A 23,940-nucleotide genomic window follows, 5' to 3' on the forward strand; every position below is an offset into this window, starting at 1 on the left:
CGCTAAATCGTGCTCAACAATCTTTTCATCCATCTCGGCCTGGTTGACGATGCATATCTCCAAGAGGCCAAGTGACGACAAATCGATGTTGGTACCAAGGCCATCAAGACCACCCAAGCCACAATGATTGCCTGTGTCTTGAGCGAATTTCCCTGAGGTACGGTAGACGCCACGATGGCGCTGCGAATTATTCGCAGACGTCCGTCTCCGGGGATCGGGTGTTGTTTTCGCGCCAAGATGTAAGATGCAACTCTCAACTGGAGATTTTTCAGGCTTCTGGACCAGGGTCCCGGTTTGGTCTGCGCGTCGAATTTCTCAGCAATTCGTCTCGCGTAGTCCGACCTGTTGACAGCACGGCTCAAATCGAAACCGAACTTTTCCGGCTTCAACTTCTTCATGGCGGCCAGGTTGTTTTCATGAATCCGATAACCAAAAAGCGGTTCAGAAATCGTGATCACATCACCTAGGATCGGGGCCGTAGACAGCGTGTAGCTGTCGCTTGCCCGGTCCATGTTCGGCTCAAGTGGAAAAATCTTCTCCAGGAACTCTCTTGTATAGACGTTACCGGAACCGGGAGGAGTTGGATAAGCCGAAGACCCCTCATACCATTTCCTGATCTGCTCGCTCGACGGAATGCCATTGTATTTGGGGATGAAACTTCCAAGCGGCTCCCCGTTCGAGTCAATCGTATACATTTGAAACTGGTATTTGCTGACCCCATCGCGTGCATTTTTCGAAATGTAGGTCATCAGCTGGCTTGAGACTATGTCGTCAGAATCAAGAAACAAAACCAGGTCACCGCTTGATTTCAGGTATCCGGTGTTCGCGGCGTTGCTTGGGCCCGCATTTTCCTGGAAAATCGCCTTGACCCCTCTCTTCTCAAAACGGCTTATGATCTCCCGCGAACTGTCTGTTGAGCCGTCGTCGACTACAATCACCTCCAAATCAGCCCATTCGATCGAAAGCGCACTTTCAATAGCTTCCGCGACAAACATCTCGTAATTGTAGTTTGGGATGACAACTGACAGTTTCACGAACTTGCCCCTTCTCCAAGAGTGCCTTTTTCACGCAAATTCCGTAAGTAGGAAAAAAGCTCTCGCAGGCTTCTCAAATCAACAATACAGTAGACGGCCAAATAAGTTACGACGCCAACAAAGACAAGAATGAACAATTCCAAATATTTTGAATTCAAATCCTGAATAGAGTTCTTCGTAAAATATACCAAAACGAACATGGTTATGCCTGAAAAAAGAGGAACCAGCGCGTTTTTGAATTGCAAGCCAACGGACATGGAAGTGACCTTCCTGAGTTGGCCTGCCATAAAGACTGTCGAAATCACCTCCGCCCCGACCCAGATGCCGGCTGCAGCTTCGTAGCTGCCGATGCCTAGTGTTACGACTATCAATGTCATGTATGTGAAAGTTACGACATTCACAAATAAAACGCGCGACGGCATTCCAAGTGCAGTCAACAAAGGGAAAGCGAATATTCTGGGCGCTTGAAGAATTATCATGAACGAAAACACCAGGATAAAGAGAGTGCTATCGATCCATTTGTCTCCGAACAACAGGCTTGTGAGAACAGGTGCCGTAGCTGCAAGTCCAAAAAATATGGGAAAAAGGACGGTACAAGACAGCTTTACCCCAGTTTGATATGCCCTGCGAAGCAATTTCGGGTCGTGAGATATTCGCGACAAGACCGGCAGCATTACTTGGTTGATTGAGGATGCCGAAATCGCCCACAGCGTATCGACTAATCTGAACGCCATGTTTATGAGGCCGGTCGCATAGGCTCCCAAATAAATCCCGCACGAAATGACAAACACTCTTTTTATGGAATGCTGAACGAGAATTGCTGTTACGGAAACACTGCCAAACTTCAAGAGTTCTGTCAGCTCGCTGAAGCCAAATTGAAACTTGGGCGTATAAGATCTTGGTGCGTAAACCCAAAGTATTATCGTGCTAAATGCGCTCATCGATATGTACTGGATGACGAGGCTCCAGGCGCCCGCCCCCCAAATCGCCGCTGCAACTCCCAACAGCAGACCGAGGGCGCGGCTTATCAGGCTACGAAGCGCGAGTTTCTTGAAAAGAAAATCCTTCTTTAGTCGTGCCGACACAGTGGCGCTGAAGCCCGTCAGCGCTAATCCAAAACTCAATGCTGCAACTATTTCTGCTGATCCCGGCTCCTTCATCAGATCTTCAAACTTTGAGGAAGAAGCAATGATCGCCAAGCAGAACACTACGCTCAGAAGAATGGTTGTATAAAGCGCGGTATCATAATGCCTGCTTGTCGGTTTCGGATGCCTGATCAGCGCATCGTGGAACATCATGCCGGTAATCACGGAAAGCAGCTCAATGAAAGCCAAAGCCGTCGCTACCAAACCAAATTCAGCGGGAGACAAAAATCTTGCATAAATTACGAGGGCGAAGAGCGATAATATCGATAGCCCTCCATTTTCGAGCACGCTCCAAAACAAGGACATGCTAATGGTCTTACTGCTTATGTTTTGAAAACTCACATTGTTTCCAATCGATTGAACCCCTGAATTTATCTTGTAAATTTTTTGATTATTTCCGCTCGCCTGTAGCGTATATTTACGAGTTGCTGCGCAAGGCTCTTGTTTGTCAGAGCAAACACAGATAACCACACCACGTGCATGATCTTTTTCCTGATTTTTCGGTTTTCTCGATAGGCACAATCAACTCCCAACCTCCAGAGCCGCACGACTGTGTCCATCTCACTTTTCCAATATTCCTGATGCAATTTTTTTGCCATCATTCGGTAAGATACGAACGTGAGTTCGTTATCCATCATATTTTCGCCACTCAGTTTTACGCCCAGGATTTCCGCGTGTTGCCGCAGCACTTCAAACTCTTCGTGCCGCAGCCGAATTGCTTTTGAAAAATCACGAACGCGGTTACTTCCACCGCCCAAGCTTTTGTTCTTTCCATGAAGTCGATATTGACCCAACGGTGCCGTAATCGTGGCAACATCCCCGTACAATGGCGCCAAGGTGTTGAGAACCCCATCGCAGCCACCCGGCGGAGTTAGTGGCATCAACTGGTCCAGAAACTTTCTCGCATAAGCATTTCCTGAAGTGACGGGCCAGATATACGTTCCGGTGCGCAAGAACAGATCATGGGTATATTCCGCGGATTGTTCCGAGCGAAAATCGCAGAATCTTCGACCAAGGAGTTCCCCATGTTCATCTATGACTTCCAGATCATACTGGATTTTTGACAATTGAGGTGTCCAGCGATTTTCTATTTCTTCCGCTGCGTTTGAATGAAGCAAGTCATCCGCATCCAAGTAAATGACAATATCGCCTTCAACAAAGTCATAGGCGCGATTCCACGCCCCGACCATGCCCGCGTTCTCTTGAAAGATTGCAGTAATCCGGTCTTTGTAACCGGATATGATTTCTCTCGATCCATCGGTGGAACCGTCGTCGATGACCAAAATTTGGTCGATTGCGCGTGTTTGCCCCAACGCGCTTTCGATCGCCGCACCTATGTAATTCTCATAATTGTACGAGGTTATAACAATCGTAAATTTAAGTTTTTCACTAGTCATGAACACGACCTCGCTTACCCATCGACCACAGAGCTAACAGAATAAAAATCGACGCCAAAAAATTCTGAGCCAATAGCTGGCCTCCTGAGGCAAGCCAGGCGTAAAAATATCCGACTTTCAACTCCACAGGTCCCCTGGCGCTTGAAAGCGCGGCAATCATGAAACCCAATGCCGAAAATGCGCCGACGAGACCGTACTCAAAAATAAGCTTTGCCCAAGTTGGGTCATGGATTTCCCAGGTCGCGGACAACACGGAAACCGAAGGGCGATAGGTGCCGGGGCCGTTTCCGAAGATCAGGGTATCGGCCGATTGCATGCTACTCAAAACGACCTGCATTGGCGCAACGAACCTAGCGTAAGCACTGGTACCTACTCGGCCGAATTCAGTCGCTCTGCCGGAAAAATATCCATCAACCAGATATGTGTCGACAATCACGAACAAGAGAGACCCGACCAATAAAAACAGGAGTCCCCTCAGTAAATCTTTTAAATTCGTGGGAATCAGATACGCAAACAACAAAATCAACATGCCGGTTCCTGAGAAACTGCACAAAATCGCCGCGGAATACAGAGCGAGATTCCCGATCCTTCGTCTGTTTGCATATTCCACAATGATCGCAATCGCCATCCAACCGGACAGACCCGAAGGCTCCCGCTGAAACAGTCCGTTTGCTTTGTAAAACCCGCCAGCATCGATGACTGTGTTAAAGTTCCCAGTAGAAAGCAGAAATTGTGGGAACATAGGTGATATATCAAAGATCAAGGGTGACCTGATTATAAACTGTGCCGCAAATTGCAATATTGCTATCACCGCCAACACCTTGCTGGCGTTGAGGAAACAGCCGATGGCAAGACTGTAGGCCTCCGCCGCGACTTGAGTTTGCCGCATCCGGAAAAAGAACGGAAAGTACAAAACCAACAACAAGAAATAGGAGGGTAGTGAAACGGCCCAATGATTTGACGACAGTATTGCAAAAACGCCTGACAAATACAGTAATACGAGAAAGAATATGTTCGGGTAGTTGAATTTTATAAAATTGTTCAGTATTAATATCGCTATCAGAACGTAAATAAAAATCAAACTGAAGCTCAAAGAAAACGTGCCGGTTACCTGCAGACCGAACATAGGCAGGAACAGAAATGAATAAATCAACGCTCTGATAGTAAGTCTTAAATAATAGTGCTTTTCAATTGCTTTATCCTGCTTTCCCGGGACCGAGTCGCCAGAATAACTTGCATAGGGCGCAGACATACTATGTTTGTATTTAAAGACCATAATTATGATCTTTATTTTGTTGTGCTTTTCCTGAGTATACTTCTTTTGTCAGGATACCAATGTCTTTCCAAGGGACAATTTCCGACTCGGCCGAAACACTGGGGCGTTCCCTGGCAGCCTTCAAAATTGCGTCGGCCAACTGCGACGGATTTTCAGGCTGCACTCTTGTGCCATTGCAGCCATTCTTCAATTGCTCCTGAAAGACGCCGACATCGCTTGCGATGACCCATTTCTTGAACGGGCTCACAAGGAAAAACACGCCGCTCGCATCGATTTGCCTGTAAGGAAACAAGAAACAGTCTGTATTCACGAACAGCTCGGCTACTTCTTCTTCACTCAACCGCCCGAGCCTCAGGTCTACAAGGTCGCTTAGTCCATAAGCAGCAATGTCATCAAGAATGGGCGCCATGTCCATATGCGCCGCACCGGCGATGATGATTTTCGCCTTGCCCCGGATTTCATCCCGAATGAGCGAAAGTGCTTTTATCAGAACGTCCAGACCTTTGTACGGCTTTATCTGACCAAACAGAGTAAATGTCCAAGGGTCGCCTTCGCTTGAGGTTTTCGGGGCAGGAATGTCGACGCCAAGTGGCAGCGGACCATGAGGAACCACAGCGATTTTCTTTGGCTTGTGTCCGCGTTCTACCAGTCTGGCAGCTGCCGCTTCGGTGTGAACAATAACACCGTCAACAATCCTAATCGGCAGGTCAAATCCCAAGTTTTGAAGGAATGAAATTTTCTCTCCATTGTAGGGGACTGTATCATGAGCGGTAAGAATTACTCTGTACCGGAGACGCAATACGGACATTGCTATTGCGTCGAAAATCGGCAGCACCGACCATTGAAAGTGAATTACTTTGGCATCCTCAGAGGCTGCTAGACGCGCCAGACTTAGCAGTCCAGCGAGATGTGACATTCCCTTCATTACACTGCGGACACGACTGCCGTATTTTTCCAGATTATCTGAGTTGCGATAGAAAATCTCACGAGTTGCGGTCGGCGGTAAAAGTTCTGCCTCCTGCGCTCTTACCGGACGTGTTGCCCAAATGGCCTTCACGCCAGCCGAAGCCAGTCCCTCGCCCAGCTCTGCGTCATAGGGTGCTGTAAATCGCGAAGGATCTACCAGAATGACTTTCATGTCGATCTCCCGGCGGGTACCCATCGGACTTCGGGCTGTGTTAACAGTCCCCATGTGAACCCAAATGCCCAAGCTGTATGCATTGTCGCTGCAGACACGCCAGACAGCAGCCCACACCAGTCACGCTTGCTTCGTGCGATATAGATCGAAAACGCCGTCAGTATGGACAGATAAAACAATGGCCAAGCGAGAAAGAACAAATTTCCAATAAACAAAAACAACAGTATCGAACTGAAAAATAGAAGTGCATGCGCTGGCACTAAAAATTGCCTTAGACCTATGCTCTTTGGATGCTTACGAATTGTTCTGCTTCGGCCGCGCCCGTAGTTGAAGTACTGCTTCCAAAGAGAAGACAGACTTTCACGGGGATAATATTGGACCCGAATGCTCGACTCCAAGAAAATCCTAGACCCGCCAGCAATCAAGCGGCAATCGAGTTCTGCATCTTCATTGTGGCTGAAAGTCTCATCGTAGCCGCCGTTGCCGAGAAAGTCTTTCAACACGAACGCGGCATGATGACCGTGATCCACGAAACCACTCCGCCTACCGCCACGGTGCGATGATCCTCCTGACCCGAGAACCGTATCTGATACCCATGCAACCGACTTGCCAACGCAACCTTGACCGTGCGAATCCATCGGTACAACAACGGACTGCGCTGCGTGTTGCTCGATTGCTTCAATCAGGCTTGATACAAAGCGGCGTGGATAACCCGCGTGCGCGTCACACCGTACAAGAACATCCGCCCGCCCTGCCCATTCGCGTGCGACCAGATTGACGGCGGCAGCCTGTATCCGTTTTGGATTGTGGATGTAATGGACGCAGGAATTGGTGTTTGCGAGCTCTTTTGCAATTTCAATTGTGCCATCAGTGCTACCGCCATCGGCGATAACAATGTTCAGATTGGCGAGTTCGACCTGTTCACGAAGAAGCGCGGAGATCACCTCTCTCAACGACCCCGCTTCATTTAGTGTCGGCACAGCAACCACTACGCGGACGAGATCAGAACTGAGTTTTCTGATTGAGTCAGCTTCATGTTCACCAAGTAAACGAGACATCGCATCACCAGTTTGCGTCATTATTCATTCAATCATTGCAAGACACCGCCATTAGCGTTTTTCCAAACAAACGGAGCCTAGTATCCAACCTGTTTCACATTTACCGATATCTCATTTGATCTTGCGTCAAGGCCTATGTGCGGCGTCCATCCCGATTGGAGCGCGTTAGCCTGCTGGAAGGAGTGAAAGGTTGGGAAATGTGGTTTATTTTCAGTCCTTTCGCGGCGCGCCAGACGGCCAAGGCGATAATATTCGAAGGCTGCAAAGTAGCTTCTCCGCGCCGTGTCAGTGTGTGCGGTCCGGCAACGTACCCGTTCTTTCGATCTCACAAAATCCGTACAACGCGTGCCGGGTCTTTCGATGGACCGCCGGCGCACTGCGAATCCCGTTCATGTCATGAGACAAAACCGTCAGCAGTGGCACGCGATACTGGTTTGCATTTCGCTCAGCATTGTCTATCGGGAAAGGCGGCCCCGTCTCATTGCAGGAGGGTGACACAACATGTCGGCGAAACCATTGAGTTCCGGTCGATGAGTATGAATCGGTAGAGCCAAGTCCACCAAATCCAATCGCGTGTTTCATCGATCCCCCTTTAGTGCAAGGCGCATAACCGACCTTAAGGACGTTCAGGTCTGCGGGTAACCTAGCCAACTATGCTGCATTGCACAAGTCGAGATTTACGTAACATCGGCATGGCCGAATTTAGCCAGTTTGAGCTAATTCCCGTTCGTTGCACAAGTCTCGACGTAAAGTAACCTAATTGCGCTCCACCCGCTCGACGAGGATTTGCCAAAGAAGCCGCCGGTGCATCGATCCGGTTTTTCAGGGCGAGGTCAATCTCGCTTTCGCCTTTTGGCGTCTGGCAAAAAGACGATCGGCAGATCGATTGCAGCTAACACTGCTCGCCAACCGACGGCTCCGGATGACCCGGCTCGACCAAGCGGCGCCACGCTTCACGTCCTCACAAGACTTCCAGAAGCAACTTCGCCTTCATTTCCGGCGATCGCTGATTGCGTTCGGCATCTCTGACCTCCTTCTTCATGAGAACCGGCAGACAACAATTCGTGATTTACTTCAGATTCCAAGTTATGGAATACAGCTCACCGTATAAAAGATTGGCTGAAAAAGTAAACTGGCGAAGAAAACACTACGTCAGGTCCAAGAAGTAAAAATTCCGATAAAATAAGAAGACAATCGAACCATATTTCTCAGTGACAGTTAAATTCCTGGCGCTATTATATTGGCCAATTTAAAGTGGATACTAGATCTTAAGAAAGGCAGGATACCTGTATTCTGGAAGCGTGCGACGACAGGGTAAGCCGATGGGCGTCATTGTGATATCCATATCATACGGATTAACGGTAAGCTTACTTCGAGGAAGCTTTCAAATGGTGCTTGCCATGCTGTTATTCTTGGGTGACTTCGGCCTTGGAATGTATTTCTTCGAAATTGGTTGGGCGTTGACCGCAAAAGCGGTATTCGTTGCTTGCATGGCATTCAATCTCGGGTTCGCGATGACCTTTCTCAGGCCAATCTTCAAATACCTCTTCCTCAGAAAAGACGTTTGATCGTGCTCACCTGCGTGAAAATGCTATCGAAGCTGTCCAAGAAGCTCGGCGGTGAAACTACTTCGATCGCATAACAATGGCGATGTAAGACTTACACCGCAAAAATTATGTTCCAAGCCGTTTATTCATCGAATTGATAATGATATTTCGAATTCTGAAATTCTTTTTGGTAGTTGTCTTCATACGTCTTCTGTTTTTTGGGATCGACCTTGTTGATCAAGATGCCGAGACACTTGTCCGCCAAACGCCGGTCATTCGCTATTGCAGCACGCACGGTCTGACGCGGGGTCTTGCCCCATTCGACGACCATCAGAAATGCATCTACCTGGTTCGCAAACGCGCGCACGTCGACCACCGGAGCAAGAGGGGGAAGGTCGATGATTATATATTCAAAATGATCAGAAGCAGCTGACAACAACTTCTTCATTGACGGTGATGCCAATATTTCACTCGTGTGCGAAATTCCCTGACGCAGCACAGTCGGAACCATAACCAGTCCGGAATCCGGTTCTCTCACCAGAACCGAGGACATCGACCTGCCGTCCAGGAAAACTTCCAGCAGTCCTGCTTCGGCCCTTGGCGCGACGCCTTGGCTCAGACCGGGATTGCGCAGATCACAATCCATCAAAAGAGTCTTGGTTCCAAGACTCGCAAGAAGCGATGCGAAATTCTTCGAGACCGTCGACTTGCCCTCTCCTGAATAAGCCGAGACTATGCCAATGATTTTCGGCTTTTTGTCCCCAAGCATAAGATCCGCCGCGATCTTGGACGAGCGCAGGGTTTCAGCGAAGGCTGACAACGGTGAGTCCAATGTCTGTCTCAGGATCGTGTCCGTCAGTTCCATCTGATTTGGGGTTGTTTCGGTGTTGCCATGCGTCACGTCTCTGCCAATTTGGCTGTGGGAGACTTCGGGAAGCAGACCAAGAAATTCCAGGCCGAGGCGCTGGCGAACTTGTTCCCCGGTACGAAACCCTCGATCCTGAAATTCTCTAAGGGCACCAAATCCAACACCAACAATGCCACCCAGAACCAGTGAAACCGCAAGCGTCAAAGCTTTATTTGGATGGCTGGGACCGCGTGGAGGGTTTGCCGCGGAAATGACACGTGCCTGGTTCACCGGGAACGACTGCTGCTGCACCGTTTCCTTGTAGCGCTCCAAAAAATTCTGGTAAAGATTCTTATAGGTCTCCGCCTCGCGCTCCAGGTCACGCAAAGTGACCAGTGTTTCGTTTGTGCCTTTCGTTTCGCCAGTCAGAACAGCCAGGCTCCGTTCCAGGGACGCCTCACGCGTCTGAGCGATGGCATAGTCACTCTGGTAACTTTGTGCAATGCGGGAGAGTTCATCGAAGATTACCTTCTGGTACTCTGACATCTCACTTTGGAACTTCAGTGCTTGAACGTGGTTGTCTCCCAGTTTCGAACTGATTTCGGCGTACCTTTTGGAGGCCTCGAGAAAATCGGACCGCAATCTCGCGATCACTGGATTGTTGAGCGCTTCCGTTACCGCGGCATCCATCTGCCCCGTGTCAATGATGTCGCGAATTCGGCGGTATTTCGCCTCAGCCTGAGCTGTTTCCGCGCGCGCCACAATCAATTGGCTATTCACATCGGCCAATTGCTGTTCGCCCAGCAGCATCCCATCTGCAGCGATCAAATCGTTTTCGGCGCGAAACCTCTGAACAGCAAGGTCCGATGCCAGGGACTGCTCACGCAATTCCTGTATGCGGGTTTGCAGCCAGGCACTTGCTCTTCTTGTCGCGTCATATTTGGCCTCGAGTTGATCGACCAGATACGCGTCCGCGAATCCATTGCTTATTTTGGCTGCGAGAACCGGATCTGAAGATCTGTAGGAGATCTGCAAAACATATGTCAGCCCCACGCGGCTAACCGACATGTTTTGCCTCAGTTTCGATACAGCGCTTCTCTCGAGCGCGGACAATTCCTGTGCGGTGAGTTCTTCCACCACGGAAAGCTGGCTACCAAAGCCTGCCAACGACGTGAACGTTGCATTGATGCCTCCGAAAAACGATCCCTTTCTTGCCATGAAAGCCGGATCGTTTGTCAGATCGAGCTCCCTGACGACAAAGGCTGCAATCCTTTCGGACTTCATCAACACAACCTGGCTGTCGATTTTGGCAGCGTCGAAACGAACTGACAGGCTGCTTTGCTCTTCATCCGCATTCGCCTGAGGATCTTCTATCAAGAGCTGAACAGATGCTGTGTAAAGGGGTTGCGCGGACAAGAAGTAAGCAACACCGCACACAAGACCAATGAAGCAGCAAATTGCGATCAGAATAATTTGACGGCGAACTGCTCCGAGCAGACGTGCAATGTCTATCGGGGATTCTTCGACTTGATCACCAAGCGGTGACTGTTCCTGAAGAACCGGATCAATACCGCCTTGAATAGGCCTATTCAATTAGCTTGCCTCTGAACCAATGCCCTAAATCGAGTTCCAAATGCCTCAGCTTTCGAAGAGGCTCAGATCGCTGGGGTTGCTGTTAACGACCCGGTTTCATCACGCTGGGTCAAGTTTCCTTTTCATCAACGGCACGCGCAATAGCAGGCTCCGCACCCGCGACGACATTCCGTCCCATGACTTGTCTTTGCCGTTTCCAGATTGTGCCGGAATGCTCATTCGGCAAAACGAAAACGCTTTCACCGCGTGCACAACGCACGTACGCGGGTGCTCTTGAGCGCCCTGAACTTAATTCGAACCAAAAAAAAATGATAGGCTGAAGTTCTTTGTTTGGCAAATTGAGTTTTGTCATACCGGGCTTCACGCACAATGTTGTTACATTATTTTATGTTGCGCCGCAGCGTCGCACAAAAAGTCGCACAAATCCGTCAAACTACGTTGGACAAAGCGGTTGGCCGCAGGCACCGAAACGCGCCTAATTGTCCAAGTCGACGTTCACCCCCTTGGCCAGGGAAACCGCATTGTTCCTGGTAAGGCGCGCATCGCCCGACACACCCGAGACTGTCGAAGTCACGGAGTTCAGAACCTCAAGAAACTTGATTAGTTCGACAGAGTCCGCGTTCGAGACATAAATTACGTCCTTGTCGCGCAGATTGAACCGCTGCGAGACGAAGAAACCTGAGGGATCACGAAAACTGGTTCGATAGATCGTCGGTATCATCTGATCACCGCTGTCAAAGTTGGCCATTTCCAGGCCTATATTTTCCAGAGTGCTGCGCGATTCCATGCGGTAGATAAATACCTGACCAGGATCAGCCTGGTTATCCAGAAGACCACCCGCCTTGCCGACGCCCTGAGACAGGGTCAACTGTTCCTGGTCGAATTTGAACTCACCGCTGATGCCGGAAGCGCCAAATGCCTGAAACGCTCGCTGTTCCTGCTCAACGATGATCGAGTCGCCCGGCGCAACATATATGTTTTCTGACGGGTTTTCGGCAATCGAATTGAAATAGATCCGGGCAGTCCGCCCTCTCCGCTGCAGCGTTATGTAGGATTCGTAACCCGGATTCGAGTTGCCCCCGGCCCGAGCAATCATATCGAGAATTCGATCGCCGTTTTCGTTGATTTCGAACCGGCCAGGACCGTTGACCTCACCCGTAACAGACGCCGTTGTTGCAACACGTTGCACGAAACTGACGACGACCTGCGGTTCAATCGCGCGCATCTCCAGCTTTTTCTCGATCTCACCACCAATCTGCTGCAGGGACCGACCACTTGATTGGATGGGACCTGCGTAAGGAACGGTAATGAGACCGTTTTTCTCGACCGTCTGATCGGGCAGGTTAACGAAATTGCCCGGCCGGCTGCCGGCATCCGCCGGGATGAACAACCCGCCTGCGGAGGACTCAAATATCGTGACCCGCAGCACATCGCCGACGCCCACCAGTATTTCGGGAGCAGTACCCCTTCCGCCACCAAAGCTTGCCAGGCTGCCTACCCCCGGATCCGTGATGTACGGCAACATGTTGCTGGAGAGATCAAGGAAGGCGTAATTGAGGGCCACTCGCTGAGCGGCGCCAGGTTCGTCCACTATCCGCGCAGCTGCCTGTTGCACGATAGCGCTATCATCCGGACCTGAGCGCGGAAGCGTGTCGCAACCTGCTAGGACAAGCAATATGCACAGAACCAGAACTCTAAAATACTCGGAACACATAAAACCCTGGATGGTCTGGGTGACGCTTGGTAAGAGTGCTACCACAGTTTCGCCTCTTACCAAAACCGCCGCATAGAGATGGAAACGCATTTGTGCGGTGCCGTTGTATATCCGCAACAAACGCATAACGGCAATCTGTAAACGCATCAAATTTCAACATTGCCTGCACAGATAATAGGCAGGAATTAGATGCAAATTGCCTGTAAAATCAAACTATATAGCTGGCGAAACGATTGGCCGATCCCGGGAGCGCCAACAACCGTTCAGGCTTGCGCAGCACTATTGGCTCTTGGCCTCGACACCTAAGCACACCTGATGATATCGCCGGTCATTTCCTGATGGACACTCCCCTAATCAGACCATACGTTCCCTGAGGCATTAAGGATGCCAGTGCTGGTTTTTTCCAGCACCAAAGGCTGTGCGCGAAACCCGGAGTTGGATATGTTGTTTCATCGATCCGTTTTCATTTTCCTGGCTGCGACATTCACCGCAACCGCTGCTCTATCCGAAGAATGTACAAACCTTCGTCTGCAGGTCGAGAGCTACTGGGAGGTTGCCAGGGGCGAGACGTCTGAACCGTTCGATCTCACCCCGATGGCCTTGTCCACCCGAAACCCAACAACGACCATGCCGCAGCTGGCGCTGGTGTGCCGCAAAGACTCCAACGAAGGTTCGGTCGCAATTTTTGGAGACGGAGTTCCATATAACGCCACTTTGACCGCCAACGAATGCCGGCTTGTGTTTGTGCTTGGCGTCAAAACCATAAGCGCTCGGGCAAACGACGATGTCACCGCAGAAAAGGTATGTGGAACTTTTGACATTATCCGCTGACGGCTGATTTAGCGCCCGCCAAGCATGTCTCGGAGGTTTGTACTCCGGCTAACCCGAGCCGAGGCGGTGCCATGAGATTTGTTCCCAAAGAAAACTGCCTGCCGAAACCGGCCGGATAAAACGCACGCACATTGCCTTCGAGAGGAACTTGCAGGTCACCAACCAGTCTCAGATCTTCAATGCGAGTGAAAAACCTTTTTGGGTTCCACACCTAGCCTGCACATGTTTCCTCTCTATACTTAGCCGTTTCTACCGCCAATCCGGCTTCAGTAACGAGCATGTTCTCTGGTGCTGTGAATTTGAAGTTCGCGTCATCGCGTCTGCAGTCTTCGAAGCGAACTTCAAATTCGTAAACCGCACTAGTCTGTTCCGAGGCACGCAACCGTGATCCGATCGCTTCTAAGATACTTTTCGGATGTCCCGGTTCCAAGGGTACCAGATGGTCGTGTGATTTACGTGATTGGCGACATTCACGGTCGCGAGGATCTTCTGGAACAGAAAATCGAAATAATAGAGAATGACAGGAATCTGCGGAGATTTGACACCTACCAGGAAATCTATCTTGGAGACTATGTCGATAGGGGACCAAGTTCACCAAGAGTCCTCGATCTCCTGATCGCGAGAACTGCCATTCCCGAGGTCGTGACCCTTCGCGGCAATCATGAGCACGTCATGGGGGGAACCTTTGCGCAACCTGAACTCTTAGAGCGTTGGCGCTTCATGGGGGGACTCGAAACCATGATGTCCTACGGGTTATCGTATGAATTGGCGAAAGGTGGATCCAGCACCCTTCAACTCCATGCGAAATGGTTGGAGGCTGTGCCGAAAGCACATAAAGAGTTTCTCAAAGGGCTCGTTTACTCAGTCTCGGTAGGTGATTATTTTTTCGCCCATGCGGGCATCCGCCCGGGCATCGCGCTCGAGCGCCAAGATCCCCGAGACTTGATGTGGATACGGGAATCTTTCCTGCAATCGAAACGATGGCATGGGCTGTTTGTCGTGCATGGCCACACACCAACCGAAAAACCTGACTTTCAACACAACAGACTGGGAATAGACACCGGGGCCTATATCACCGGAAATCTGACTGTCCTAAAACTATTTGGAACAGAAAAGTTAATCATGTAAAAAAAACAGATATATAATCAGTCTGCGCCTACTTAGTCAGTTTATCAGCAGAAGCGTGTGCGGTTTTGCTAATTCCACTTTCAATATTACTTCCAAATTCTGTCAAATCAGTGCGGATATACAAAATTTCAAATCCCGGCGCTCTCGCAACACCATCTTGCAACAGTGGCGGGGCTCAATCGACCAAAACACTCCACTTGCGTGCTACAGCCAAATTTCAGCATCCTTGGGGTTATGGAATTAAACGTCGCAACACGCAATATTCCCGAAGACCCCGGAAACTCCACTGAAACGAGCCCCCGAAATCATCCTCCTGTCCGCTTCAGCATTGAATCAATCGTTTTGAGAATGATCTTCATGTCGCCCAAAAAGCTGATGGAAGTTGTATAGGTCTGGTCGAGACTAACCCGCTCTTCGTAGCTGATTTCGTTGCGGCCGGACACCTGCCAAAGACCGGTTATTCCTGGGCGGACGGCCTTGTAGAACACGTCCTTCTCGTCATATTTTTGCAATTCGTCGGACGGCACGGGACGCGGGCCCACAATGCTCATATCTCCCCTCAGGACATTCCAGAATTGAGGGAACTCGTCGAGGCTGGTTTTCCTCAGTATCTTCCCGATTTTCGTTATTCGAGGATCGTCAGCGAGCTTCCGGGTTTCCTCCCATTCCTTTGCGGCGTCGGGATTGCTCTGCAAATGTTCTTCAAGCATTTGAGCTGCATTGACCTGCATTGACCTGATTTTCCAGCAGAAGAACTCTTTTCCGTGACGGCCCACCCGACGTTGCCCGAAGAATCCCGAGCCCCCGTCAGCGCGAACCACAAGGTATAGTGTCCCAACCACGATCAATATCATCGGCGAGGCCAGAACGACGAGAACCACGTCGATGGGTCGTTTGAGGACATTCGCATATATACTGAATGGCACTTCCGACTTTGAGGTCCTGAAATGCCCGAATGACCCTGGCAACGATGACGCGTTTCCGAAGAAGGACAAGTCCCCGTTAAAGACGGAGAAAAGATATGGCAAACGGTCCAGGCCAGTGTCTGCAAGAAACTGCCCGACCTTCGTTAGTTCGCGCGCACTTCCCGCCCTGCGGGTGCGGAACCTCAACACGGTGACTGGCGGCTTCATATGCGGCCTCACCACGCGCGCCACGAGCGCGGATTCCCGACACTCAACACGGAGTGCGACGAAAATCATGACCATCAAGGGAAAAGTGACAATGATCCCCAAGAGCGACAGCGTGCAATTCAGGACACGCTGAAACCCTTTTGGCAAAATCTCATAATGTCCGCCGACCCTGCCGGAATAGTGACCTCCGTCAGCGGTAATTTCTTCGATCTTCGAACTCGGGAGAGGATAAGTCCCGTTAAGTCTCGAATGTTTCAATGCGACGCCCTTCCCTAAGAATACACACTTGAGGGTTGTCCATTGCCTATGCTTCGGCTGTTGTTGATTTGAGTTATAAAATTAACCGTGGGGTAACCCTATCAATCATCAAGCTGTGCTGCAACGCAAAATTCGCGATCGAATTTTGAAATCAAGCAACGACTTGCGCCGCTCATCAATACTATTGATTGAAAATTGGGCTATTTTCTTAAAATGTGCATATTCTAAGGGCAGGTCATTCATAATTTCAGCAAAAAATTATGTGCATTGTGTAATTTTCGCTCTTTTACTGATTTCTGCCAAAATTTTATCTTCTTGTGAAAAAATATCAAACGTTTAATCTTAGAACTACTGAAATTATCGAGTTAATAGCATCGAGCAGAATTTCGTCGATTTCCAAGTAAACAAAACTGAATATCTTATAAGAATACAGCATTTTTAATACAAATTTATTTCTAATTTAAATGTAATTTTTATTTTTTGAGCTAAATTATTGTGAATATTCGATTAATTTCAATTCTCTGAATGGAAACGGCGTTTTTGCACTGCAGCATCGTGCGAAGGTGCCTGAATTGTACCTTTCTTAAATGCCGAATTCAGCTGCGACGGTGTCCCTCGGCACCTCCCGCATCGCCAATCCATTTTGTGTCTGGCGTGCTTCTGGGAGGGTTGTCCGTCATCAAGGTCTTCGGAAAAAATGCCTTTGTGATTTTCCGGATGGAAATTCATGGATGGCGAGCCGAGGAAACCGGTGACAAAGGTATTGGCGAGCCTTTTGAACAGTTCAAGCGGCGAACCCTTCAGCCCGATGGTTCCGCCGCGCACGAGAACCATCTTGTCAGCAAGGGTCACCGCTTCGAGATCTGCGTTTTCGAAGGTCCTCAATGAAATCGACCAAATGAGGAGAAAAGGCACGCGGTCGATGACGCCTGCCTTTATACGCCGGGCGGGCAAGGTCCATATGTCACTTTTCAAGTCGAGTTCAGGGCAGAACCGTCGAGCGGGACCGAACGATGGGCTCCGTTGTCGCCATAAACGAGAAGCTGCCCGTCCGCGAGTTCGACATTTCGCACGGCGCATCCGTCGGGCCATGCAATTGCCCCGATGACATGCGTTACGCAGACCTCTCCGGCAGCTGAAAGATCGATCGCTCCGGGGCCGGTCAGCGAGAGTCCGTGGTCTTCGCCAAGCAGATGATCGGCCGCTCCTTCCTCGATACCGAGACAGCCAAAGTGTCTGCCGTTCCACGGCGCATAGTCGCGCCCGCCGTTGGAATGCCACAGCATCGTCATCGGCAGACAATCCGCCCGGCGCAGCGACAGGAAAACATCCCCTTCCACCGGACGCGTCACGGCGGTCCAGCCCAGAATTGAACCCCGCGCCTCAACGCCGATGACAAAATCCTCGTGTTGCGGGAACCAGGGGTAGCGCGTCATGTCCGCGTGGCCCGTCGTGGCTGGAAATCGAGCCGGGTCGAAACTGCGCGCTGGATAGGAAAGCCCGGACCGTCCTCTGTTCGGGTCGGTCTCCAGCGGGGCCGGGGGTGTCATCCAGACCTGTTTGGCGGATGTGCGGATCAGTCCGCCGTTGCGCAAGGAAAGGTTGGCGTGATTGGCGACCGGCAAGCGCCCCTGGCCACCTGAAAACGTGTGACGCTGATAAACAAAGGGATGATCCTCAAGGAGCCAAAGCTCCTTTGTCAGTTCCGCACCGCTGACAGGTTTCTTCAGCCTTGCGGCCAAACCGGCCGACGACACGCGGTCAACAGTCCAGGGGGAATTGGGCGGCCAACCGTGCAAGGGCACCTCGTCCGTCTGCTGTCCGAATGGTGCGCAGAAGAAATCTCCGCCCAGCGTATACATGTGCGCGGCAAGGCCGCCGGGCAGCCTCTCGCCGGTGCCGACCCACGGTGCACGGTGCAGAGGCGTGATCTCGATGCCCCCGTCCTTGACGGTAAACCCGTCGATGAGACCGGTACCGGGATCGAAATCAAGCCGGATTCCGTCGGTCTTCAGCGTGATCATCCGTTCCCCTTCAGCCTGCGATCGGGCCTGATGGCGGGGTTTTCAACCCGTCAGGAAGGGCACCCGCAGCGTATCCAGCGTTTGAAACAGCTTATCCTTCGCCCTCTACACGCGTTCATGGCAGTGATCCAGGCCGTCATCAAGTGCGCACAAAGGTTCCGGCATCACCCGCGGCACAAAGCACGACGGATTGCGCGGATACGAAGCTGCCGCAAACCCTTGCTTCACGATATGAGCACGAACACACGCGCGCCCTCCACTTTCGTTTCAAAGGTGGCCAGATCAATGCAGGCCGGAGCGCGCAGCGCCTTGCCGCTCCGATAGTCGAAAACACCGTTGTGACGCGGACACTCAATTGCGTTGTCGATCACGAACCCGCCGCTTAAGTGCACCTGTTGATGCGTGCATCGCCCTGCCGTGCAGTAGAACCGGCCATCCTCACCGTGGATAATGACAAAGGTCTCATCCTGGAAATCCCACCGGACAACATCGCCTTCGTCAACATCGTCTGTCGCAATCGCATCTATCCAGGGCATTCAGGTCTCCGACTGCCGATCCTGGCCATCACCACTGTCGTTCCGGTCCGGAACGTGAGTATGCAAAATAGGTTTGTAGGGCCTCGCTGTCGCCGGCAGCGCCTTTCGCAGCGCGTAGCCCGGGTCATGCCGCTGTTTCATGACCGCAGCCATCATTTCCCTGTAGCCGTCCAGGATCGACGTGTTCGGGGCCGGCAGGTCGTTCTTTATCTCTTCATGCAAGGCCGGCAGTGCGTAATAAGGCACCATCGGAAACATGTGGTGCTCGATGTGGTAGTTCATGTTCCAGTAGAGCCAGCGGCTGACCGGGTTCATGTAGAGCGTGCGCGAATTCAACCGATGGTCGATCACATCCTCGGGCAGGCCGCCGTGTTGCAGCAGTCCGGTCATCACAAAATGCCAGCAACCGTAAACACGGGGACCGCCGATCAGAAGAACCGGGATGACCGATTTCCAACCCATACCGGCAGCGAACATGACGATGCTGGTGCCCAGAACCAACCCGTAAATCGCCACATGAACCCGCGCCCAGAAAAAAGCCTTCGGTCTCTGGGAGCTTGGAATGTAGTCCTGTTCGTCCTCGGACAGGATGCCCAAGGCATTGCGTACCAGCACCTTCAGGGACTGAAAGGTGTCCACGAACCCGACGAAGGCGAGCGCCTTGAGCGTCAGGTTGATCGGATGCATCCAGGCAATTTCCGGATCGCGCCCGACGATCAGCGTGTCGCTGTGGTGGCGCGCGTGGCTCCAGCGCCAGTTCACCGGATTGCGCATGATCTGAAACGAGGCGATATGATACACGACATCGTTCATCCAGCGGGTCCGGAACGCTGTTCCGTGGCCGCATTCGTGCCAGCGGCTGTCGCATGCCGATCCGTAGACGACACCATAGGCCAGCCAGAATGGCAGCGAATACCACGAGCCCCAGAAGAGCACAGCCGCGCCGCCAAGCAGAACATGCAGCCCGATCCAGATAACGGTGTCTCGGATTGCAGGCGCGTCACGGCGTTGCATCAGCGCCTTCAGCGTCTTGCGCGGCACATCGCTGTGATACCACTCCGCAGCGGCCAGTCCGATTTCCTCCGCGCGCCGGCCGGACACACCCGTCAGCGAATAATCGCGTGTTGCGCCGGCCATCTGCCCGGAATTCGCGATGTCGCTCATCGCCTCTCCTTGCGATCCCTGAACCACGTCCTTCAATGCCAGATCCGTCCCGGGCACATGCGCACCCGGCACAAAACCGTGCCAGCAAACACCCCCGTGAATGAGGCGGTCGCTGGTTTCAGGGTGTTGTGAACCGCGTCCCTACGCAAGGCCGAAACACATCAGATCACATCAGATCTCGGGCCGAGGCTTGATTTTCCGGGCTGATTTCCTGCAAGTTTCAAGCGGCTCGCCGCCGAGCTGCGATGATGCAATGCGATCTGATGTTCTTGCGTGACGGGGTTGGCAGGGTCATGTCGCACCGGCTCAAAGGCGTTGAGCGCGCGGGGAGGAAACGGCATCGTGGCGCGTGCGACGATCTTCGATATTGCACAGAGCGCGGGCGTTTCGACGGCAACCGTGGACCGTGTGCTGCACGGCCGCAAGGGTGTCAGCGCCGCCAATCGCCAGCGCGTGTTTCGGGCAGCGCGGCACCTTGGCTACCTGCCGTCGGAAGGGATGGTGGCGCTCCCCTCGCGGCCTGCCCGATTGCAGTTCCTGATACCATTCGGCGAAAACGCGTTCCTGCAGGACGTCGCCGACAGCATACTCGGTTTTGCCGCGCAACAACCCTTGGTCGACCGATGCGAGATCCTGCCCCTCCGCGGCATCGGCCCGGAGGCGCTTGCGGACGGCCTGGACCGGATTGCCGTGGAGACAGACGGCATCGGCATCATCACCACGGACCACCCAAAAACGCGGGATGCCATTCGCCGTGTGTGCGAGGCCGGCCTCCGGGTCGTCACGCTGGCCTCCGATGTGCCGGCCACGCCGAGATCGGACTTCGTTGGTGTCGACAACCGCGTTGCGGGTCGCACGGCGGCACAGATCCTGGGCATGCTGGCCGGCGGACGTTCCGGAAAGGTGGCCATCTGTTTCGGCAGCCACGCCTTTCACGGACACAGCGAACGTGAAGCCGGGTTCCGCTCCTGTCTTGCGGAACACTACCGGGAACTCAGCGCGCTGCCGACCATGGAAACCGGCGAGGACCGGAACCGCCTTCGCCGAGACATGGTGCGCATGCTGCGCACGCACCCGGATCTGACCGGTGTATACTGTGTTGGCGCCGGACGCACGGGACTGGTGGAAGCGTTGGACACGGCCTCGCCCCGCAAACGTCCCTTTGTCGTCATGCACGACCTCACCGACCGGACGCGGCGTTGGCTCAAGGCGAGCCGCATCGACGCGGTCATCGACCAGAATGCGCACCTCATCGGGGAACAGGCGGTGCTGCGTCTGCTCGGGGCGATCGCGACAGACGCGCCCTCGCATCCCCGTCAGCATATCGAACCCAGAATCATCCTCAGGGAAAACATACCAGCCGGGCGTACCAAGACATGACACAGACACTCAAGGACATGACACTTGTCGTTACCGGGGCAGCGAGCGGCATCGGCCGTGCGATTGTTCTGGAGGCTGCGGCACGTGGAGCATGCCGGATCGTCGCCACCGATATCGACGATGATGGCCTGACCTCTTTGTCGGGATCCTTGGCTGGGCAGGCGGAGGTTGCCTGCATCACGGCGAATCTTGCCGAGCCGAAAGCTGCGGTCGAGATCGCTGCCGAGGCGCGGGCCGCTTTCGGGCGGATTGACGGACTGGTCAATGCCGCCGGTGTCACGACCCGAGCCAGTTTCATGGATGGCACCTCAGAAACCTTCGACAAAGTCTTCGCCGTCAATACACGGGCCCCATTCCTGCTGCTGCAACAGGCAATCAGGGACATGCGCTCGCGCGCGAGTGAGGGCGTCATCGTGAACATCCAGTCGATGAACGCCCACTGCGGGGCGCAGGATCTTGCGATCTATTCCGCGTCCAAGGGTGCGTTGCAAACCCTGACCAAGAACGCGGCCAATGCCCACCTTGCCGACGGTATCCGTGTCAACGGCATCAATCTGGGCTGGGTGTTGACCGAGGCGGAACACAACATGCAGGCGAACATTCTCGGCGGCGGTGAAAATTGGGCGGCGAAGGCGGCATCCACGCGTCCGCTGGGCCGGCTGCTAGACGCCGAGGAAACCGCCAGGCTCGCGGTTTACCTGCTGTCTCCGGAATCGGCGCCGATGACGGGTGTCAATCTCGATTTCGAGCAATCCGTCGTGGGCGCGCCAGCGTAAGGCCGGTCACGCCCTGGGAGGCAGCGCGGTGCTTGCGCGCACGATCAGTTCCACCGGAACCGGTGTTTCGGCCGCATCATCCCTGTCTTTCTGACCGAGCCGGTCCAGCAACACCTTCGCGGCACGCAGCCCCATGCGCTGACGGTCCTGCCGGATGGTGGTCAAGGCCGGCACGGAGTATCCGGACATCTCGATATCGTCGAACCCGACAACCGAGATGTCCTCCGGGATGCGCAAGCCCTTCTCCGTCAGGCCCGCGATCAGGCCGAAAGCAACCATGTCGGCCGAACAGAATACGGCGGTCGGACGATTGTTCATCTCGACGATGCGGGCCGCGGCTGCGTAGCCGGATTCCACCGAGAAGTCGCCCCTGATGATCCAGTCCGCCGGCGCGGGAAGGTCGAGCCGGTCGCGTTCCGCCAGCATTGCTTCGCGGCGTGCGATCGTCAGAACGTTGCCATCGGGACCGGTTACATGCGCGATCTTCCGGTGGCCGAGTGCATGCAGATGCCGGATCGCCAGCCGTGCACCCTCGGCATTGTCGCTCGTGATAACAGGAAAATGCTGACCGGCGATCCACTCGCACAAGAACACGATCCGCTCGCCCGCCCCCGCATCCGTGCACGCCTTCAGTGCCGATGCAGAAAGGCGTCCGTCGAGCACCACAGCCCCGTCGATCCTGCCATCGAGGAAATTCTCCGCAAGCGTCGTGTCCTGCAGCGGATTGGTTTCCGTGTCGGTGATCAAAACGGAAAAGTCCGTTTCGGCAAACCCCTCACTGATGCCCGCCAGGATGCCCGAATAGAACGGCTTGCCCAGGTTCGGCACCAGGACCAGGACGGCATTCGCCCGCTGAAGACGCAGGTTTCTGGCGGCCTGGTTCACGCGATAACCGGTGCTCTGAATGGCATTGCGAACCGCTTCCCGGGTGCGTTCACTGACCAGGGCGGGGTTTGTCAGAACCCGGCTCACCGTCGTTGGGGAAACGCCGGCAACCCGGGCAATGTCCTGTATCGTCGCAGGCTTCTGAATCATGCTCTCTATTCGCCATCCGTCAATTTTTTGGTTGACACTATTCTTTTGTTTTGTCGATTATGAAATCGATTTCATGATTAGAAAAGGGCTCAATGGAGGTTTTTTCACCCATATGAAATCGATTTCAAGGCGCTTTTTGCGCTTATGGAGGATGCGATGCTCACAACTCGCGGCGGAACGAAAAGCATGAGGGACCAGTGAACACGTCGGCAAATTTCGACTTCTCCGGAGCCCGTGTCATCGTGATCGGGGCGAGCCGCGGAGGAATTGGCGCGTCCATTGCCCGCGCCTTTCAGGACGCCGGCGCCATTGTCGAGATCACCGGCGCGGAGCCGGCCTGCCTGCCCGAAGATGCCGCGCGTTTCACCTATTCGCGGCTCGACGTGACCGATACCGCGGCTGTCGACGGGTTCGCCATCGACAGGTCCGAGGTCGACGTTCTGGTAAATTGCGCCGCGATCACCAGACGCGGCGAAGAGATGGACGCAGAATTTTTCCAGCACGTGCTCAACGTGAACCTTGTGGGCTCGATGCGTTGCGCAAAGGCACTGCACGACGCGCTGTCAAAGCGCCGGAGCCGCGTCATCAACATTGCCTCCATGTATGCAAGGTTCGGATCGCCGCGAAACCCGGCTTACGGGTCTTCAAAAGCGGGCGTCGAGCAACTGACCAAATCGCTGGCCATTGCCTGGGCCCCTGACGGTATTCGCGTGAACGCAATCGCGCCCGGTTTCATCGTGACCGAGCAATCCGCACGTGCCCGGCAGGATCCGGCCTTTACCAAGGCGATTGAAGCACGCACGCCGATGGGACGTTGGGGACAACCGGATGACATTGCCGGACTGACCCTGTTCCTGGCGTCGGACGAGGCGGCATTCATGACCGGCACGTGCATTCCGGTGGACGGAGGCTATTCCGTTGTCTGA

Annotated in this window: 20 protein-coding genes; 6 read left to right on the plus strand and 14 right to left on the minus strand. The window is 53.2% G+C overall.

Going from position 1 to position 23,940, the window contains the following annotated elements; all coding sequences use genetic code 11:
• Nucleotides 1-2: 2 nt before the first annotated feature.
• The 6 genes from RDA78_RS01815 to RDA78_RS01840 all read right to left on the minus strand — a co-directional run bounded on the left by RDA78_RS01815 (nt 3) and on the right by RDA78_RS01840 (nt 7,069).
• Nucleotides 3-1,034 carry a glycosyltransferase family 2 protein gene (locus RDA78_RS01815; protein ID WP_434053667.1) on the minus strand — a complete coding sequence of 344 codons (1,032 nt, stop codon included), beginning with the start codon at nt 1,032-1,034 and terminating at the stop codon, nt 3-5.
• Nucleotides 1,031-2,485, minus strand: coding sequence for an oligosaccharide flippase family protein (locus RDA78_RS01820; protein ID WP_434053668.1), 1,455 nt, complete (start codon nt 2,483-2,485; stop codon nt 1,031-1,033). The genes RDA78_RS01815 and RDA78_RS01820 overlap by 4 nt, the downstream gene beginning before the upstream one ends.
• Nucleotides 2,486-2,550: 65 nt before the next feature.
• A complete protein-coding gene (locus RDA78_RS01825; protein ID WP_434053669.1) occupies nt 2,551-3,576 on the minus strand; it encodes a glycosyltransferase family 2 protein in 1,026 nt (341 codons plus the stop codon).
• On the minus strand, nt 3,569-4,828 hold the full coding sequence (locus RDA78_RS01830) for a hypothetical protein (protein WP_434053670.1): 1,260 nt from the start codon (nt 4,826-4,828) through the stop codon (nt 3,569-3,571). The genes RDA78_RS01825 and RDA78_RS01830 overlap by 8 nt, the downstream gene beginning before the upstream one ends.
• A 13-nt stretch (nt 4,829-4,841) precedes the next feature.
• On the minus strand, nt 4,842-5,990 hold the full coding sequence (locus RDA78_RS01835; RefSeq protein ID WP_434053671.1) for a glycosyltransferase family 4 protein: 1,149 nt from the start codon (nt 5,988-5,990) through the stop codon (nt 4,842-4,844).
• A complete protein-coding gene (locus RDA78_RS01840) occupies nt 5,987-7,069 on the minus strand; it encodes a glycosyltransferase family 2 protein (RefSeq protein WP_434053672.1) in 1,083 nt (360 codons plus the stop codon). Before RDA78_RS01840 ends, RDA78_RS01835 begins: the two co-directional genes overlap by 4 nt.
• Nucleotides 7,070-8,436: 1,367 nt before the next feature.
• Here RDA78_RS01840 and RDA78_RS01845 point away from each other — a divergent pair.
• On the plus strand, nt 8,437-8,616 hold the full coding sequence (locus RDA78_RS01845; RefSeq protein ID WP_434053673.1) for a hypothetical protein: 180 nt from the start codon (nt 8,437-8,439) through the stop codon (nt 8,614-8,616).
• A 121-nt stretch (nt 8,617-8,737) separates the two neighbouring features.
• On the opposite strand, the gene RDA78_RS01850 is transcribed toward RDA78_RS01845, so the two are convergent.
• Nucleotides 8,738-11,035, minus strand: a complete 2,298-nt coding sequence (locus RDA78_RS01850; protein WP_434053674.1) for a polysaccharide biosynthesis tyrosine autokinase — start codon at nt 11,033-11,035, stop codon at nt 8,738-8,740.
• A gap of 475 nt (nt 11,036-11,510) precedes the next feature.
• The gene (locus RDA78_RS01855) at nt 11,511-12,896 is read right to left on the minus strand and encodes a polysaccharide biosynthesis/export family protein (RefSeq protein WP_434053675.1); all 1,386 of its coding nucleotides are present in this window, start codon (nt 12,894-12,896) and stop codon (nt 11,511-11,513) included.
• A 237-nt stretch (nt 12,897-13,133) separates the two neighbouring features.
• Between RDA78_RS01855 and RDA78_RS01860 the strand changes: the two genes are divergently transcribed.
• Entirely contained in the window at nt 13,134-13,580 is a 447-nt protein-coding gene (locus RDA78_RS01860) for a hypothetical protein (protein ID WP_434053676.1), read from the plus strand.
• A 447-nt stretch (nt 13,581-14,027) separates the two neighbouring features.
• Nucleotides 14,028-14,708 (plus strand): metallophosphoesterase family protein, encoded by a 681-nt coding sequence (locus RDA78_RS01865; protein WP_434053677.1) that lies wholly within the window; start codon nt 14,028-14,030, stop codon nt 14,706-14,708.
• Between the two features lie 305 nt (nt 14,709-15,013).
• Here RDA78_RS01865 and RDA78_RS01870 read toward each other — a convergent pair whose 3' ends face one another.
• From RDA78_RS01870 to RDA78_RS01890, 5 genes are all read right to left on the minus strand, one after another.
• The gene (locus RDA78_RS01870; protein ID WP_434053678.1) at nt 15,014-16,099 is read right to left on the minus strand and encodes a sugar transferase; all 1,086 of its coding nucleotides are present in this window, start codon (nt 16,097-16,099) and stop codon (nt 15,014-15,016) included.
• Between the two features lie 513 nt (nt 16,100-16,612).
• A complete protein-coding gene (locus RDA78_RS01875; protein WP_434053679.1) occupies nt 16,613-17,014 on the minus strand; it encodes a hypothetical protein in 402 nt (133 codons plus the stop codon).
• Nucleotides 17,015-17,070: 56 nt separating this feature from the next.
• The gene (locus RDA78_RS01880) at nt 17,071-18,123 is read right to left on the minus strand and encodes a hypothetical protein (RefSeq protein WP_434053680.1); all 1,053 of its coding nucleotides are present in this window, start codon (nt 18,121-18,123) and stop codon (nt 17,071-17,073) included.
• 224 nt (nt 18,124-18,347) lie between these two features.
• Nucleotides 18,348-18,659, minus strand: coding sequence for a Rieske 2Fe-2S domain-containing protein (locus tag RDA78_RS01885; RefSeq protein WP_434053681.1), 312 nt, complete (start codon nt 18,657-18,659; stop codon nt 18,348-18,350).
• Nucleotides 18,660-19,796 carry a fatty acid desaturase family protein gene (locus RDA78_RS01890; RefSeq protein WP_434056088.1) on the minus strand — a complete coding sequence of 379 codons (1,137 nt, stop codon included), beginning with the start codon at nt 19,794-19,796 and terminating at the stop codon, nt 18,660-18,662. It lies immediately after the preceding gene.
• 369 nt (nt 19,797-20,165) lie between these two features.
• Between RDA78_RS01890 and RDA78_RS01895 the strand changes: the two genes are divergently transcribed.
• Together RDA78_RS01895 and RDA78_RS01900 are read left to right on the plus strand one after the other, a co-directional pair.
• A complete protein-coding gene (locus tag RDA78_RS01895; RefSeq protein WP_434053682.1) occupies nt 20,166-21,203 on the plus strand; it encodes a LacI family DNA-binding transcriptional regulator in 1,038 nt (345 codons plus the stop codon).
• Complete coding sequence (locus tag RDA78_RS01900) at nt 21,200-21,979, plus strand: oxidoreductase (RefSeq protein ID WP_434053683.1); 780 nt, start codon at nt 21,200-21,202, stop codon at nt 21,977-21,979. The genes RDA78_RS01895 and RDA78_RS01900 overlap by 4 nt, the downstream gene beginning before the upstream one ends.
• Nucleotides 21,980-21,985: 6 nt before the next feature.
• On the opposite strand, the gene RDA78_RS01905 is transcribed toward RDA78_RS01900, so the two are convergent.
• Entirely contained in the window at nt 21,986-23,014 is a 1,029-nt protein-coding gene (locus RDA78_RS01905; RefSeq protein ID WP_434053684.1) for a LacI family DNA-binding transcriptional regulator, read from the minus strand.
• Between the two features lie 197 nt (nt 23,015-23,211).
• On the opposite strand from RDA78_RS01905, the gene RDA78_RS01910 reads away from it, so the two are divergent.
• Entirely contained in the window at nt 23,212-23,940 is a 729-nt protein-coding gene (locus RDA78_RS01910) for an SDR family NAD(P)-dependent oxidoreductase (protein WP_434053685.1), read from the plus strand.

This window comes from Roseibium sp. (assembly GCF_051016195.1).
In the GTDB taxonomy this organism is placed as follows: domain Bacteria; phylum Pseudomonadota; class Alphaproteobacteria; order Rhizobiales; family Stappiaceae; genus Roseibium.

Coding starts and splice junctions, on each gene's coding strand:
- RDA78_RS01890 (WP_434056088.1), bottom strand. CDS start 19,796: ATGGCCGGCGCAACACGCGATTATTCGCTGACGGGTGTGTCCGGCCGG.
- RDA78_RS01840 (WP_434053672.1), bottom strand. CDS start 7,069: ATGACGCAAACTGGTGATGCGATGTCTCGTTTACTTGGTGAACATGAA.
- RDA78_RS01860 (WP_434053676.1), top strand. CDS start 13,134: ATGCCAGTGCTGGTTTTTTCCAGCACCAAAGGCTGTGCGCGAAACCCG.
- RDA78_RS01885 (WP_434053681.1), bottom strand. CDS start 18,659: ATGCCCTGGATAGATGCGATTGCGACAGACGATGTTGACGAAGGCGAT.
- RDA78_RS01905 (WP_434053684.1), bottom strand. CDS start 23,014: ATGATTCAGAAGCCTGCGACGATACAGGACATTGCCCGGGTTGCCGGC.
- RDA78_RS01845 (WP_434053673.1), top strand. CDS start 8,437: ATGGTGCTTGCCATGCTGTTATTCTTGGGTGACTTCGGCCTTGGAATG.
- RDA78_RS01820 (WP_434053668.1), bottom strand. CDS start 2,485: ATGTCCTTGTTTTGGAGCGTGCTCGAAAATGGAGGGCTATCGATATTA.
- RDA78_RS01855 (WP_434053675.1), bottom strand. CDS start 12,896: ATGCGTTTACAGATTGCCGTTATGCGTTTGTTGCGGATATACAACGGC.
- RDA78_RS01900 (WP_434053683.1), top strand. CDS start 21,200: ATGACACAGACACTCAAGGACATGACACTTGTCGTTACCGGGGCAGCG.
- RDA78_RS01830 (WP_434053670.1), bottom strand. CDS start 4,828: ATGTCTGCGCCCTATGCAAGTTATTCTGGCGACTCGGTCCCGGGAAAG.
- RDA78_RS01835 (WP_434053671.1), bottom strand. CDS start 5,990: ATGAAAGTCATTCTGGTAGATCCTTCGCGATTTACAGCACCCTATGAC.
- RDA78_RS01825 (WP_434053669.1), bottom strand. CDS start 3,576: ATGACTAGTGAAAAACTTAAATTTACGATTGTTATAACCTCGTACAAT.
- RDA78_RS01880 (WP_434053680.1), bottom strand. CDS start 18,123: ATGATCACGCTGAAGACCGACGGAATCCGGCTTGATTTCGATCCCGGT.